Origin of the sequence: Acinetobacter haemolyticus (assembly GCF_003323815.1) — a bacterium.
GTDB lineage: Bacteria > Pseudomonadota > Gammaproteobacteria > Pseudomonadales > Moraxellaceae > Acinetobacter > Acinetobacter haemolyticus.
Genome location: NZ_CP030880.1, coordinates 2,547,548 through 2,563,623 on the forward strand (window position 1 = coordinate 2,547,548; position 16,076 = coordinate 2,563,623).

Consider the following 16,076-nt stretch of genomic DNA (forward strand, 5'->3'; position numbering starts at 1 on the left):
TTGCCATGAAAATTTTATCCATTCGACTAAAAAATCTGGCATCTCTTGCAGGTGAGCATTTTATTGATTTTGAAAGTGAGCCTTTAGCGCATGCTGGATTGATTGCCATTATAGGAAAAACGGGTGCAGGTAAATCCACCATTTTAGATGCGATGTGTCTTGCCCTATTTAATAAAATTCCGAGACTCAAAGACAGTGATGGCAAATTGTTAGATGTAGATGGTTCAGAATTGTTAACCAACTCTCCTCTCACTGTATTACGTCGTGGTACTGGTCATGGATTTGCTGAGCTGTGTTTTGTCGCACAGGATCAAAAACATTATTTAGCACGTTGGGAAATTAAACGTGCCCGTGAAAATGCCAATGGTAAATTACAAAGTGTACAACGCTCATTGAAATGCCTCACCGATGGGGTAGTTGTCGCAGATAAAACCAAAGCCGTCGAAACGCATATTCAACAAATTACACAGCTTAGTTTTGAACAATTTACGCGTGCTGTATTACTGGCACAATCCGAAGTAACCGCTTTTTTAAAAGCACGGGATAATGAACGTGGTGAACTCTTAGAGTACCTCACCAACTCCAGTATTTTTGCCAAAATTGGGCAATTGGCTTTTGAAAAAACCAAAGAAGTTCGCTTACAACGAGAAAAATTAGAAAGTGTTTTAGGTCATATTGAAATTCGTTCTGATGAAGAAATCGCTGAGTTACAACAGCAATTCCAACAGCTACACCAACAAGTACAACAACTTGAAAGTGAAAAAAATCAATTCAAGCAACAACAACAGTGGTTTGAACAACGCGATAAAATCAATAATGAAATTGAATTAAAACAGCAACAGTTTGATCTGCAACTTAAAGCGCAAGAAACCATTGCCAAAGATCGTCAATTACTGGGTCAATTAGAGACGTTTTCTGAGATACGCCCTATTGTATTTCAACAACAACAATTGCAAAAAACATTACAACAACTCGCGCCACAAATTCAACAAAAACATCATGAATTTAGCACTTTAACTACTCAATTTGAGCAACAAAAAACGCTTTATACACAAGTAGAAACAACACTCAATCAATTTCAAGATTTCGAGCAAAAGCATCAAACTGAACTGACACAAGTACGCAAGTTTGTGCAAGAACGTGACTATATTGCTGAAGAATATAAGAAAACAAAGATTCGACTGACTCAATTGGAAAGTCAACAGCAACCACTCATCGAGCAACAACAACAGCTTGAACAAAGCATTCAAAACTTGAGTGCACAACATACAGCTTGCTTAGAACAGTTAAAACACAGTGCTCAATATGCTCCTTTGGATAACGGCTTACATGCCCATATTCAACAACTCAAGCAATTTATTCAGCAATATCAAAAAGTAGAAAATACACTAGGCTCTATTCAACAAGCACAGACCCAACTTAAACAAGATCAAAACACATTCAACAGTTTAATCACGCAATTTGGCACGACCCAACAAATTGAACAGCGTATTGAGCAACAGTCGAAACTAAAAGAAACCCAACAAATTCGCCTCAATCAATTGGATTCAATTCAACAAAAACTTCAGCATTATTTTGAATTAAAAAATGAAGTCCTTACGCAGCAAAACAAATTTGAAGATGTACAAAAGCAAGCTCAACAGCTAGAACAACACAGCAAAAAAGCTGAGCAAGATTATCAAGCTGCTAAAACTGAACGTGAGAAACTACAACAGGTTTTGCAACAACAACGTCTGTTGCATGCTGAAAATATTGAACATCTAAGAGCTGAACTCAAGCACGGCGAGGCTTGTCTAGTCTGTGGCAGTACTGAACATCCTTATCGTGATGACGAGAGCCAAATCTCTAAAACGTTATATGCCTTACAGCAACAACAAGAATTGCAAGAGATTCAACAGGAACAACAACTTTTCCAACTTTGGCAAAAAGCTCAACAACAATTCACTCAAAGCCATACCGAACAAAATCAATTGCAACAGCAATTGCAGCAATTGAATCAAAAAGTAAAAACACATGATCAGGTGTTACAGCAACATTTATCACAGTTGAATATTCAACTCGATTTCAATCTCACTGATCATGACCCAAATGAAAATAGCATCAAGGCTAAGATGCAAGCATTCGTTTTAGATGCGTCAAAGGCTCAACAACAGCTTGAAAAGGAATTACAACAACTCAACCAAGCCAATAAAGATCAACATGTGCTTCATCAAAACATTCAGAATACGCTTCATCAACTTCAGACCGTAGAGCACTTACAGCAACAGATTCAACATATCGTAGACTGTCTCAATGCTGACGATAAAATGGCTTGGTCAAAACAAGGTTTGTCATTCTCACAACACGTATTACACGCATTGCAACAACGTAGCCAACAGCTAGAGCATGCAGAATCTCTCATCAAAGAGAAAGACCAAATTGATCAGCAGTTGAATGTATTAAAGACTAATTTGATGGGACTGACCTCTCAGCAAGCAGAATGTGCACAGCAGTTAAAAGATATTGAAATTAAAGGCAAACAAAATACGGATGCTGCTAATCAACTGATTATCACCATGACAGGTTCAGCTGAAATCAAAGCCAATGAATGGTTACAACAGCATGATCAACAACGTCAACAATTGCAGAACCAGTATCAGCAGTTAAAGCAGCGTTTTGAACAAGCTCGTCAGAATTATGAGCAGCAGAAAAATACACTTGAACAACTCAAAGCACAGCAACAACAGAATCATGGTTCTCTTGAACAATGTAAAACTGAAATCACTAATTGGTTAGCTCAGCAGCAAAATTTTGCAGAAGATCAACTCAGCGAATTACTTGCGATTTCATCAGCTCAAGAACAGCAGATTCGAAATGCAATACAACAAGCGGATCGTGCTTTGAGTGAAGCAAATTCTGCACTAAAAACCATGCAAGAACAGTTGAATGTACATCTTCAATCAGAACCCAATATTCAGATTGAACAACTCTCTGAATTGATAAATGCCAATCAAGAAATTTTGCAACAGACAACAGATCAACGAGATCAACTTAAACTTCAATTGGAAGTTCATCAGCAAAATTTAGCCAAACAAAAGCAATTTGCGGATCAGATTCAACAGATCCAACAACAAGAACATCGCTGGAATAAGATTTCTAGTTTAATTGGCGATTCAAAAGGTAAAGAATTCCGTGATTTAGCCCAACAATACAATCTCGACATTTTACTTGAATATGCCAATCAACAATTGGCGATGCTTTCTCAGCGCTATACCTTAAAACGTTTGGATAATTCACTCAGTCTTGCAATTATTGACCATGATATGGATGGTGAAACCCGTTCAGTTGCTTCTTTATCTGGCGGGGAATCGTTCCTCACTGCCCTTGCCATTTCATTGGCGATAGCCAATATGGCATCAGGTTCGATGAAAATCGAATCTTTATTTATTGATGAGGGCTTTGGTACTTTGGATGCATCATCCTTACATATGGTGATGAATGCGCTGGATCAATTACAGAGTCAAGGGCGTAAAGTCATTTTGATTTCACACATTCATGAAATGCATGAACGTATTCCTGTTCAGATTCAAGTACAACCGATTGGTTCAGGTTCGAGTCGGATTGAAGTGGTGGGGTGAAAATAACAACCTTAATGGAAATTAAAGAAATGCAACAAAATAACTTATTCAAATTAATATCTATCTTTAAACGTATGTCTGATCAAGAACTTACTGAATATGTTTGTTTACACAACTTAGAAACGGAATTATATGCTGTACTATGCGCAAATTTTTTTAATCCGTCTTCCTCAAATGAAGATCATACTTATTTCAAAAAATTGACAATAGAATTATTACTTGAAGAATCTCCTCTCACCCGTTGTAAGTGGTTTTCTTCAATTAAACAAGCGATTGATCAACATGATTTAGAATTTAGCTAGTTACAATTTCTGAGTAAAATTATGAGTTAACTAATTTTATGATGGTTGAATTATCCTGCAAAACAAACCGAATGAATATCAATAAAGCTGTTATTTTCGATCTTGATCAAACTTTACTCGATAGAACAACATCTCTGATCAATTTTTTAACTTGGCAAACGAATTACTTTCGATTAGTTCCTAATCAAATCAAACAACAATTTATCCAACGCTTTCTTGATATGGACGATAATGGCAAAGTTTGGAAAGATGTTGTTTATGAGAACTTAACTCAAGAGTTTATGATCAAACATATTTCTAAAGAGCAACTATTAGAAAGTTATATCAATGATTTCAATAAATTTTCATGTTGTTTCAGAAATGTTGAAGAAACGATTCTTGATCTTAAACAAAAAGGTTATTTAATTGGATTAGTCTCTAACGGGAAAACACCATTTCAAGAACATAATTTCTATGCTTTAGGTCTAACTGAATTCTTCTCAAGTATCATCGTTTCTGAGGCTGTAGGACTTCGAAAACCAGATCCCACAATTTTTCTACTATCTTGCAAGCAGCTTGGTGTTCATCCACAAGACTGTATCTTTGTCGGAGATAATGAATTAGCAGACATACAAGGCGCAAAGGCTGTCGGAATGAAAACTATTTTCTTTCATCCCAATTCAGAAGTTAAATCAATAATTTCTGACGCTAACCTACATGATTACGAAAATTTCAGTGAGATTTTAGAGCATTTAAAATTATGATTGCACTCAACTCTTACTTGAATAATCCCTCTTGCCAAACAGTGCCGTCCCGACTCTTACCATAGTTGAACCCGCAGCAATTGCTGCATCCAAATCAGCAGACATCCCCATACTTAATGTATCCCAATCTTGAGGTTGTGCATGTAATGATTTCACTTGATCAAATAAAGTTTTAGCATCAGCAAATGCAGCAACGCTATCAGGTGCCGGAATCACCATCAAACCACGTAGACGTAAATTTGGTAGTCGGCTGATTTGCTCTACCAGATCTGCAACTTCGTTGGGCTGACAACCATCTTTAGAGTCTTGTCCGTCAATATTAACTTGCAAACATATACTTAATGGCTTTTGACTATCTAAGCGTTGATTAGACAATCGCTCTGCAATAATGAGGCGATCTACGCCATGTACCCAATCAAACTTTTCAGCTAAATGTTTAGTTTTATTGCGTTGAACATGCCCGATAAAATGCCATTCAATTTCTAAATCTTGCAGTTCCTCAATTTTTCCCAACGCCTCTTGAAGATAATTTTCACCAAAACTACGTTGCCCAGCTAGATACAGCTCTCGCAAACTTTGACTCGGATGTGTCTTTGATACAGCTAACAATTGCACAGATTTTGGATCACGCTGAACGTGCTGGCAGGCTTGTTCTATTTGCATAAGTACATGTTGGCGTTGCTGTTGGAGTAAATTCATTGACACAGTTCTCATTCACGACATCTTTTTTTGTATAACCACAATCAGAAGTCTTGGTAAGCTTCGGGGAAAGTCTTATATTATTCTACAAAATAATGAATTACTTTTGATTGTTTCGGGGAAATTATGGATATCACAGAATTACTCGCCTTTTCAGTAAAAAATGGTGCATCGGATTTACACCTTTCGGCGGGAATGCCACCTATGATTCGTGTAGATGGTGAGGTTCGCCGAATTAATCTACCAGCTCTAGAGCATAAAGATGTCCATCGTCTTGTTTATGACATCATGAATGATAAGCAACGTCGTGATTTTGAGGAAGATCTTGAAACTGACTTCTCTTTTGAAGTACCCAATATCGCACGTTTCCGTGTCAACGCATTCAACCAAAACCGTGGTGCGGGTGCCGTATTCCGTACCATTCCATCCAAAGTTTTAACCATGGAAGACTTGGGTTTAGGCACAATTTTCAAAGAAATTTGTGATTATCCGCGAGGAATCGTATTGGTTACTGGACCTACAGGTTCGGGGAAATCTACAACTCTCGCAGCAATGATTGATTACATCAATGAAAATCGTTACGACCATATCCTAACGGTTGAAGATCCAATCGAATTTGTACATCAATCAAAAAAATGCCTGATTAACCAACGTGAAGTGCATCGTGATACCCATGGTTTTAACGAAGCATTACGTTCTGCACTGCGTGAAGACCCTGACATTATTCTGGTCGGTGAGATGCGTGACTTAGAGACCATTCGCCTTGCACTCACCGCAGCGGAAACAGGTCACCTTGTATTTGGTACACTGCATACCACCTCAGCAGCAAAAACCATTGACCGTGTCATCGACGTATTCCCAGCCGAGGAAAAAGACATGGTTCGTGCCATGCTCTCAGAATCATTACAAGCGGTAATTTCTCAAACCTTATTGAAAAAGAATGGCGGCGGTCGTGTGGCTGCACATGAAATCATGATCGGGATTCCTGCGATCCGTAACCTCGTCCGTGAAAACAAAGTCGCACAAATGTATTCTGCGATCCAAACGGGAGCGAACTATGGCATGACGACTTTAGATCAAAGTCTAAAAAGTCTGGTATCTAAAGGTCTTATTAGTCCACAAACCGCACGTACAGTTGCAAAGCAACCAGAATCATTCCTATAAAAAATATAAAACAGATTAGAGAAAACATATGGATTTTAATGATTTACTCAATTTGATGATTCAACAAAACGCATCTGATTTATTTATCACTGCTGATGTTGAACCATCTATGAAAATTAACGGGCAAATTGTGCCTGTTTCTAAAACCAAATTATCTGCTGAAATTGTGGGGCAACTTGTCAATTCAATTATGAGTGACAAGCAACGTAAAGAATTTGCAGATACACGTGAGTGTAACTTCGCAATTACTAACCGTGAAAAAACTGCGCGTTTTCGTGTCAGTGCCTTTCAGCAACGCGATATGCCTGGGATGATTTTACGTAAAATCGAAACCCATATTCCGAGTATGGACGATTTAAAACTGCCTGAAGTACTCAAAGAACTTGCCATGACCAAACGTGGCATTATTATCTTTGTTGGCGCAACAGGTACAGGTAAATCTACTTCTCTCGCTTCAATGATTGGTTATCGTAATCACAATTCCAAAGGACACATTATCACCATCGAAGATCCGATTGAATTTGTGCATCAACATGCGGGGTGTATCGTCACTCAACGTGAAGTCGGGATTGATACTGAATCTTTTGAAGTTGCATTAAAAAATACACTTCGTCAGGCGCCAGATGTTATTTTGATTGGTGAGATTCGTTCACGCGAAACCATGGACTATGCGATCGCCTTTGCTGAAACAGGTCACTTGGTCTTGGCAACGCTTCACGCCAACAATGCCAACCAAGCCCTAGATCGTATTATTCACTTCTTCGAAGCCGATCGTCATAGCCAGTTGTATATGGATCTGTCACTTAACTTAAAGGCATTGGTCGCGCAACAATTGATCCCAACACCTGATGGAAATTCACGTCGTGCTGCGATTGAAATTTTGATCAATACTCCTTTATTGGCTGACTATATTCGCAAAGGTGAAATTCATGAGATCAAAGATCTGATGAAACGCTCTCGTGAATTGGGTATGCAAACCTTTGACCAAGCCCTATTTGACCTCTATAAAGCGGGACAAATCACTTACAAAGATGCATTAAAGCATGCAGACTCACCAAACGACTTGCGTCTCACCATTAAGCTTTCAGAAGAAGGCGCAGATCAACTACTGAATGCGAGCCGTAACATTACCTTTGATGGTCAATAATTAGACATAAAAAAGGAAGGTTTTTGTAACCTTCCTTTTTTAATTGTTCATGTTTAGTGAACTCATTCATTTTTAACGAAATTAAGCTTATTTTTTACGATAAGCCTCTTGGCATTCACTATCATTACAATAGCCATAAAGATTTAAAGAATGTCCAGTGAGCGTGAAACCGTGCTGATCAGCAACCGCATGCTGCTCTCTTTCGATAATATCATTAGTAAATTCAATCACTTTATTACAGTTCAAGCACACTAAATGATCATGATGATCTTCTTGCATGATCTCAAAAACAGAATGATTATTTTCAAAATGGTGACGCTGAATAATCCCAGCAGCTTCAAATTGTGTTAACACTCGGTAAACCGTTGCTAAACCTACGTCTTCACCCTGTTCAAGCAAAGTTTTATAAATATCTTCTGCACTTAAATGGTGTTGTTTTGAATTTTCTAATAATTCCAAAATCTTAATACGAGGAAGGGTGACTTTAAGTCCAGCTTTGCGTAAGTCTTGATTGGAAATAGGCATGAAAAAAGGTCTCTCAACAAATCTTAAGTTGGAATAGGAAATAGAGTTTAGATGCAGTATGATCTATCCTTGGATCAAATGCATCATCATTTATCAGGATAGTGTAGCAAAATGCAAAAAATCATGCTGACGTTATTCGTCACTTCAGTACTAAGCGGTTGTTCAGTCTTCGGTGTTTATAAAGTTGACATTCCACAAGGAACGCCCTTAACCAAGGCACAAGCAGCACAAGTACAGGTCGGCATGAGCTTTCAGCAAGTCCGTTTCTTGTTAGGCAGTCCAACAATTTCAGACCCTCTGAATCCGCAACGTTGGGACTACATCTACAACTATATCCCAGGCACTTATGCAAAAAAAGCAAAAATTCCTGCTGCGCATGGACAACATCTACAAATTTACTTTGATGCAAACGGTAATGTTGAACGAATCGAAGGTTTAGACACCATCCCAGAATCACAACCTGGTCTACCAGCATCGAAAGAAGCGATCTTAACTGCACCTCCACTATAACGGCTTCACCATAAAATAAAACCCCTCATCGAATCATTCATGAGGGGTTTTATTTATCAGCTTGATTGCTTGAAACGATTGCCTTTTATAAATCGCCCCACGGGATTCTGTGCTGCACGTTTACGCCGAATATCTTTGGGGTTGATCGTTAATGCCCTATAGATTTCTACGCGGTCACCGACTTGTAATAATGTGCTTGTTTCAGCCTTCACGCCAAAAATGCCAAGTTGCAAAGGTTCAGGTAAGACAACTGCATGAGCCAGTTCACTTTTCTCAATTGCATCGATTGCAGTCATTCCATCTGTGAAATCGACTGCAATATGAAATTGCTGTTCTGTTGTCGCATATGCAACCCAAACCTGTCTAAGCTGTTCCATTATATAATTTGCCCAATGACTGCAATCATGGCGATAACAATAGAGATCGGCAATACTAAACGTACTGCTATACGCCATAAATTATAAAATAGCTCATTACTAAATCCCATTGCTTTACGTAGATGGCTGATCTTCATCACCCAACCAGCGAAAACAGCATAAATCAAACAAATTACTAAGCCCCATAGCATCAACCCAAGATTAAAGAACTGCTGTAATTGTGGCACAAACCAAACGGCAATCGCTGCAATAATGACTGCCCATTGGATGACTAAAGCAAGTTGGCGCTGTGCCAATTGCTCTTTAGCGAGTTGTATCAGCAACGCAGAGGAAACAATAGCTGCCAATACCCAAACTAAAGCAGGGATTTGTGCTTGAATTGAGAAAAATCCAAATGCAATAACTGCTAATAATTGTGCGATCCAAATAGGTAATACAGCAGTGGTCGCAGCAGATTGTTTCTTCACTTCAGACAAACTACTTTGCCAATACAAGCCCAATCCCAAGCCACTTGCCACTAAAGCAAGAACAGTTGCATTGCCCCACTCTTTGAACTCAACACTCGTCCAATACCATGCTGGTAGCTCAGTCCCCACTACGTTTGCAAGGATAAATGCTGCAACCACACTAAGCGCGGTCAATGCAAGCAACCATTGACGAGGAACAAAAGAAAGGCCAAATGCAATTACAGCCAAAATAGCAAAAATGATTTGGCTTGAAAGCTCCGCTGCAACATATTGATTGACCACACCACTTGCTGTCGTTAAAACACTACCTGCAAAGAATGGAACAAAAACAACCGCTAACCATCCAACAACACGCCATCGTGGTGAAGCATCTGCGTCACGTGTTAATGCGGAGAGTGCCTGCAATGCAGTTGTTTGTGATCTTTTTGCTAAAGCAATCTCTAAATAACCAATCGGCAATGCTAATAAAAACATTGTTCCTAACCATAACAGCCAAAAATCCAGTTGACGATCAATCTGGATACCCACTGTCGGCGCTAATGTGGTAATCATGACAAAAGATAAGCAAAACGCCATCACTGGAGCAAACCAGCGTGACAGAGTTGTGTCCTGCATAATGCAATCCTTGAAAAATCTTTGAACTCATTGCAGTTCTTTATGGAGCTTACAATGAAATATTCAATCTATTTTGCCTTTCTCAAGCTTGAAAATCAAAACAAAAGATATCGAAAGAAAAAGCAAACCACCTTAACGATGATTTGCTGCGCATGATTTATTATTAGATTTAATTAGCCCCCTTATTTTCACTCATATTGGCCTTATTATTTTTCTCTCATTAAGGGGGCCTTTGTTATTATCTTATTGTTATGAGAAAAAACGAGCAAACCAGTTTTTGCCTTTTTTCTTTTCATTTTCCTTAATAATTCCAAGCATATTTTCCTTTACAGCCCCCACATAATCGGCATCATCATGACGAATATGATTGATTAACCATTTAGATAAAGCCTCATGCAGCTCAGCTTCAATTTCATGCCCCAATTCAAAGCGCTCTCGATATACTTCTATCTTTTTGATAAATAAATCATGTACGCGTTTATGTGGTACACGATATTTATAATTCGCTTCTTCTTGTAAGCTTTCTTCGAAAGTAAAATGAGACTGCGTATAATCAATAATATTATTGAGAACTTCTTTAATTTTTACGCGATCATTGCAATGCTTTAACTCATCGATTTGATTAATATAATCAAGGATACGACGATGCTGCTCATCAATGACTTCTATACCTGTATTATAATCCACAGACCATTTCATCCCCATAATCCCCCAAAATCAATGTTATTGATTGAATAAGAACATAATATCGGCAAAAATATAAAATAAAAACAAAGCATTTTTGTCAGATTTCATATATTTTTCAATTAAATAAATTAACCCCTTGTTTTATATTTATTTTAATTTTTTCACCAATTAAAACACTCAAGTATTTTTTAACCAGTTATGTTACATATCTATATAATTTTATTAAAAAAACTAACAAAATTACTCGGTTATAACCGAGTAATAAATATCAAATCACTCAAATAAACGATGATTAATAAAGATCTGCTTTGGTTATTCGTTTTAATGCTGGATTTTTAGCTTCACGGATAAGTCTATCCACACGTGTTAAAGCATGTTTAATCGGTTTACCATGCTGAAATAAAATCATTTCACCTGCTTGAAATGCTGTCCATGTTTCATTATGGGTCAACGGTTCAGTGGTAATCACCGCAACTCGATCCTCAGGGGTCGTCACCTCACTAAAATCCACTTCAACATCTAAATCAATCAAATGTGCATTTTGAAAAGGATATTCACGTACCAGCCAATGAAGTTTAGTGGTTGCATAACTAAACAATGCCTGTCCGTTGGACAAGCAAAAATTAAAAGTCCCATGTTCAGCAATTTGAGGCGAAATACGCTCTAAGAGCACAAACAAGTCCTCTAAACTTGGCTCAGTATATCCAAAGGTCTCAACCATTTGATCCAATAAATAACAAAACGCAAGTTCACTATCGGTATTTCCTACGGGTTCAAACCGACCACTCAAATGAGGATTAAAATCATACAAATCCCCATTATGAGCAAAAATCCAATGTCTCCCCCATAGCTCTCGCAAAAAGGGATGTGAATTTTCTAATGTGATTTTGCCTTGTGTCGCTTTACGAATATGTGCAATCACGTTACGTGATTTTATTGGATAGTTTCGAACCAAGTCGGCTATCGGCGATTCGACTGCCGACTGATTATCTACGAACAAGCGGCATGCTTTATCTTCAAAAAAAGCGATACCGAAGCCATCACTATGATCAGACGTCACCCCAGCTCGTTGAGAAAATCCACGAAATGAAAAAGTGATATCTGTGGGTGTGGCGCAATTCATTCCTAATAGTTGGCACATATCTTTTTAACTTTATAACATCTACACCTATTGTGCATGAGGTATAGATCGCTTGTAAATCTGAATATGTGCTCACTATAGGATTGAGAGCGATATGCACTTATCGTTGCACCATCTTGTTCATAACGAAAGAAGTTGCAATCTTATTCACCTCTAAAAATACAAAATAATCTAAGCATTTAAAATGTTCATCATAAAATGCTTCTTTAGAAAGCTTGGATTGCATCCCCAAATAGGTTTGGAACAGTTTCGGCATACGCTCGTCTTGCGGAAAACTAAAATCTGGGCGTTCAGGCTCAAATGCTCGTTTAGAACGGATATCAATTGTTTGATGATCTGCCAGTTGTTGAATTTGACGATGGGTGTAATAGGCACGAGCTGTATTGTCTTCGAGATGGATACTTACACAGCCCATCAAATATTTTGCACGCATCGACCAAAGCACCTTTGGCACCAGATTTAGCCACAAAGTCGATAATGCTTTACCAGAACGAAACTTTGGGTGGACACACGTTCGTCCAATTTCCAAGACACTTGGTAGGTGAGACAAATGAGGAACGATTTCAAATTCTTGAGCACTATAGCTTTGCCCAATCTCATAGCCTTGAAATAGTTTTAGTCGCGTATAAGCAACAATTTCACCCGTCCATTTTTCACGTAATACCGCGTGTTCACAACCAAAATCATAAAGATCTTGATCCAATCCATCTTCAAATGACATGCCAAATTGATGGCTAAATTGTGTTGCTCTAAAACGTTGTACTTCTTGTAATTCTTTTAAATTATCAACCCATTCAAATCGAAATTGATTTTGAGCTGGTTTTTGACGCAATGGTAGAGTCAGTGTATGACGATATTGGTTTAATTTTTCTAGCATAATGAAAGCTCCTTATGACTAGAATTACCTTAAATCGTATTAATGACACTTTAGTGAATGAAAAATGAAGAGATGATGACTTAAATCCGAGAGAAAATTCTCATTAAGTATTCACCATCGTAAAGGCGGCATGAATGCCGCCCATTTGACTACCTTGAAAAATAATAAAATTCTTATACACAAGATATTTATTCTTACATAAGTGGTTATGTAAACCTTTCAGAAATCAATGTTTCGCCCGATTGGTAATCAAAGTCCCGACCCCATGATCTGTAAAGATTTCCAAAAGCGTTGCATGTGGCACACGTCCATCTACAATATGAGCACTCACAACCCCACCTTTGACCGCATCTAACGCACAGCCTACTTTAGGAATCATGCCACCATAAATCACACCTGTTTCAATCAAGCGATCAACTTCTTGTGTGGTTAATCCTGTCAATAAGTTTTTATTTTCATCCAATACCCCTGTGATATTGGTCAATAAAATCAGCTTTTCTGCACTTAGCGCTTCAGCCACCTTACCCGCAACTAAATCAGCATTGATATTGTAGGTATTTCCCTCTTCATCCACCCCAAGAGGTGCAATCACGGGTATAAAATCACCTTGCGTAAACATTTCTAATACATCTGTTTTTACACCAGTGACTTCACCAACCATCCCTAAATCGATTTGAGAAACTGAGCCATCCGCTTCCTGTTTTTCCATCAACAACTTACGGGCACGCAGTAAATTACCATCTTTACCAGTCAAACCAATCGCACGACCACCATGCTGATTAATCAAGTTCACAATCGATTTATTTACGCTGCCACCTAACACCATTTCAACAACTTCCATCGTTGCTTGGTCAGTCACACGCATTCCATCAATACGATCAGATTCTTGTCCAAGACGCTTCAACAGCGAGTCAACTTGAGGTCCACCACCATGCACGACGATAGGATTTAATCCAACAGTCTTCAACAACACGATGTCACGAGCAAATGAACTTTCCAACTCTGGATCGGTCATGGCATTGCCGCCATATTTAACGACCAACGTTTTACCAGCAAAGCGTTGGATATACGGCAAAGCTTCAATCAAAATTTTTGCTTTATCAATGCCGATATGCTCGTGTGGCATGAATCTCTCCTTCTTAAGACTGTGCGAGTTCTTGTGCAATTTGTGGATATTGATCCTGCAACATAGAAATAAACTTCTGGCGAATTTCAACTAACCGATCTGGATGATCTGCATCAAAACGAACGGTAAAGTATTCACCCGTATTGGATGCTCGAATAATGCCAAAACCATCGTCAAAATCAAGCCTTACCCCATCAATTTTACTTAATCGTGCGGCCAAACGATGACTGATAATCTCAATGTTATTTAAAACTTGTTGCGGTGAAGCATTATGTGTGCTGATGTAAATATCTTCTGTGCAATAACGTTCCGGAAAAGCAGCCAATAACTCAGATAAACATCTTGCCTCAGATTGACCCAAATATTCCATCACTCGTAATGCTGCATATAATCCATCATCATAGCCAAAACCACGTCCATCATTAAAGACATAGTGGCCTGCGTATTCTCCACCAAATACAGCATTACCATTCGATTGTGACAAATATGAGCGCAGGAAGCTGCTACCTGTACGGATCATTTTAGCTTGTCCGTTAAGTTGTTCCACCGTATCTGCCACCATCCGCGAACACTTTACATCGAAGACAATTTCTTTATGCGGATGCTGCTGCAAACACATCTGAGCAAATAACGACAATAAGCGATCAGGACTAATAATGTGTGCTTGCTCATCGAGTAACACCACACGATCCCCATCACCATCCAATGCAATCCCTAGATCCGCATTTTCAGAAATAATCGCCTGCTGTAATTGTCTTAAATGCTCAGCATGTGATGGATCTGGTGCATGATCAGGAAAGTGTCCATTTGCCTCACAACGCAGCGCAATAACATCACATCCTAACTTCTCTAATACAGACTTCGCGCAACGACCAGCAGAGCCATGTAACCCATCTAAAACAATTTTCAAAGGCTTCGATAGATGAATATCGCTTAGCAAGGCTTGTTGATATTGTAAACAATACTGAGGAATGATCTTATGCAGTTGATCTAAGTTTTGCATTTCGATGATCTGATCTGTGAAGCCTTCGGCGTATAAACCGACTTGTTGTATCGCTTCAGGGCTTGGTGGCTCGCCTTTTAAAATCCATTTAATGCCATTGTCAGATTTAGGATTATGACTGGCTGTCACCATAATGCCATTACCTGCATAATCACGTGCAATATAATACATCATCGGTGTTGAACAACAGCCTATATTGATTACTTCCAATCCCTGATGCTCAAATATTTGCTGGATAATATTGGCATATGTTGGACTAGTTAAACGCGCATCGTACCCTATTACGATTTGCTTTTGGCCAGCTTCGATATATTGTGCTGCCAAAGCTACAGCAATTGAACGAATAATCGTGGGGGTAAGATTAGTCAGTTTTCCACGGATATCATAAGCACGAAAAATATTCAGAGGAAATTTATGTTTTATGTTCACAATAAGTCCCTATTTTTATATATCAAAATTATTGCAGAAACAAAATACTATTAAGAAATTCACTAACCCTTGTTGAGAAAAATTAAAATAGTTGGTCAGCTGCTTTGTAATACAAAATTACAGAACAATCAATATGAAAAATGCAATGCTTTTGGACAAAGCATTGCATTTTAAGTGTGATAAGTACGACAAATTACTGTTGGCCTGTATGACCGAAACCACCCGCGCCTCGTTCAGTCGCAACAAATTCATTCACTTGTTCAAATTCAGCCTGTACGACTGGAACCAGTACGTATTGTGCTAAACGTTCACCAGGCTCTAAACGGAAAGTCGTCTGCCCACGATTCCAGACAGATACCATCAGTTCACCTTGATAGTCAGAATCAATTAAACCGACCAAGTTCCCTAAAACAATACCATGCTTATGACCCAAGCCTGAACGCGGTAAAATTAGACCTGCAAAGTTTGGATCTTCAATATAAATTGCCAATCCAGTTTTAACTAAAACCGTTTCTCCCGCAGCAATCTCAATCGCTTCATCCAAACATGCACGTAAATCTAAACCAGCTGAACCATGAGTTGCGTATGCTGGCATTGCCCACTCTTGACCTAAACGCGCATCTAATACTTTAACTTGGACTTTCATT

At 38.5% G+C, this 16,076-nt stretch carries 16 protein-coding genes; 6 read left to right on the plus strand and 10 right to left on the minus strand.

Annotated features, from left to right (window positions below; all coding sequences use genetic code 11):
* Positions 1-5: 5 nt before the first annotated feature.
* The 3 genes from DS737_RS11635 to DS737_RS11645 all read left to right on the plus strand — a co-directional run bounded on the left by DS737_RS11635 (position 6) and on the right by DS737_RS11645 (position 4,662).
* On the plus strand, positions 6-3,617 hold the full coding sequence (locus DS737_RS11635; protein WP_113997595.1) for an AAA family ATPase: 3,612 nt from the start codon (positions 6-8) through the stop codon (positions 3,615-3,617).
* 29 nt (positions 3,618-3,646) lie between these two features.
* On the plus strand, positions 3,647-3,919 hold the full coding sequence (locus DS737_RS11640) for a hypothetical protein (protein ID WP_026070408.1): 273 nt from the start codon (positions 3,647-3,649) through the stop codon (positions 3,917-3,919).
* A 71-nt stretch (positions 3,920-3,990) separates the two neighbouring features.
* Positions 3,991-4,662, plus strand: a complete 672-nt coding sequence (locus DS737_RS11645) for an HAD family hydrolase (protein WP_008940858.1) — start codon at positions 3,991-3,993, stop codon at positions 4,660-4,662.
* Positions 4,663-4,668: 6 nt separating this feature from the next.
* On the opposite strand, the gene DS737_RS11650 is transcribed toward DS737_RS11645, so the two are convergent.
* Positions 4,669-5,361, minus strand: coding sequence for a YggS family pyridoxal phosphate-dependent enzyme (locus DS737_RS11650; RefSeq protein ID WP_113997596.1), 693 nt, complete (start codon positions 5,359-5,361; stop codon positions 4,669-4,671).
* 126 nt (positions 5,362-5,487) lie between these two features.
* On the opposite strand from DS737_RS11650, the gene DS737_RS11655 reads away from it, so the two are divergent.
* A complete protein-coding gene (locus DS737_RS11655) occupies positions 5,488-6,525 on the plus strand; it encodes a type IV pilus twitching motility protein PilT (RefSeq protein ID WP_004638216.1) in 1,038 nt (345 codons plus the stop codon).
* Between the two features lie 28 nt (positions 6,526-6,553).
* Positions 6,554-7,672: a PilT/PilU family type 4a pilus ATPase gene (locus DS737_RS11660; RefSeq protein ID WP_005081584.1), complete on the plus strand. Its 1,119-nt coding sequence runs from the start codon at positions 6,554-6,556 to the stop codon at positions 7,670-7,672.
* An 87-nt stretch (positions 7,673-7,759) separates the two neighbouring features.
* Here DS737_RS11660 and fur read toward each other — a convergent pair whose 3' ends face one another.
* Positions 7,760-8,197 (minus strand): ferric iron uptake transcriptional regulator, encoded by a 438-nt coding sequence (gene fur, locus DS737_RS11665; protein ID WP_004638213.1) that lies wholly within the window; start codon positions 8,195-8,197, stop codon positions 7,760-7,762.
* Positions 8,198-8,308: 111 nt separating this feature from the next.
* On the opposite strand from fur, the gene DS737_RS11670 reads away from it, so the two are divergent.
* Positions 8,309-8,707, plus strand: a complete 399-nt coding sequence (locus DS737_RS11670) for an outer membrane protein assembly factor BamE (protein ID WP_004638212.1) — start codon at positions 8,309-8,311, stop codon at positions 8,705-8,707.
* Between the two features lie 56 nt (positions 8,708-8,763).
* On the opposite strand, the gene DS737_RS11675 is transcribed toward DS737_RS11670, so the two are convergent.
* From DS737_RS11675 to dut, 8 genes are all read right to left on the minus strand, one after another.
* Positions 8,764-9,084, minus strand: a complete 321-nt coding sequence (locus DS737_RS11675; RefSeq protein WP_113997597.1) for an RnfH family protein — start codon at positions 9,082-9,084, stop codon at positions 8,764-8,766.
* Positions 9,084-10,166, minus strand: coding sequence for a hypothetical protein (locus DS737_RS11680; RefSeq protein WP_113997598.1), 1,083 nt, complete (start codon positions 10,164-10,166; stop codon positions 9,084-9,086). Before DS737_RS11680 ends, DS737_RS11675 begins: the two co-directional genes overlap by 1 nt.
* 249 nt (positions 10,167-10,415) lie before the next feature.
* A complete protein-coding gene (locus DS737_RS11685; protein WP_008940857.1) occupies positions 10,416-10,871 on the minus strand; it encodes a bacteriohemerythrin in 456 nt (151 codons plus the stop codon).
* Positions 10,872-11,145: 274 nt separating this feature from the next.
* The gene (locus tag DS737_RS11690) at positions 11,146-11,994 is read right to left on the minus strand and encodes a class II glutamine amidotransferase (RefSeq protein ID WP_113997599.1); all 849 of its coding nucleotides are present in this window, start codon (positions 11,992-11,994) and stop codon (positions 11,146-11,148) included.
* Between the two features lie 100 nt (positions 11,995-12,094).
* Entirely contained in the window at positions 12,095-12,871 is a 777-nt protein-coding gene (locus tag DS737_RS11695; RefSeq protein ID WP_005081577.1) for a GNAT family N-acetyltransferase, read from the minus strand.
* 226 nt (positions 12,872-13,097) lie between these two features.
* On the minus strand, positions 13,098-13,997 hold the full coding sequence (gene argB / locus DS737_RS11700) for an acetylglutamate kinase (RefSeq protein WP_004638205.1): 900 nt from the start codon (positions 13,995-13,997) through the stop codon (positions 13,098-13,100).
* Positions 13,998-14,010: 13 nt separating this feature from the next.
* Positions 14,011-15,429: a phosphomannomutase/phosphoglucomutase gene (locus tag DS737_RS11705; RefSeq protein WP_113997600.1), complete on the minus strand. Its 1,419-nt coding sequence runs from the start codon at positions 15,427-15,429 to the stop codon at positions 14,011-14,013.
* A gap of 193 nt (positions 15,430-15,622) precedes the next feature.
* Complete coding sequence (dut, locus tag DS737_RS11710; RefSeq protein WP_004638203.1) at positions 15,623-16,075, minus strand: dUTP diphosphatase; 453 nt, start codon at positions 16,073-16,075, stop codon at positions 15,623-15,625.
* Between the last annotated feature and the right edge of the window lies 1 nt (position 16,076).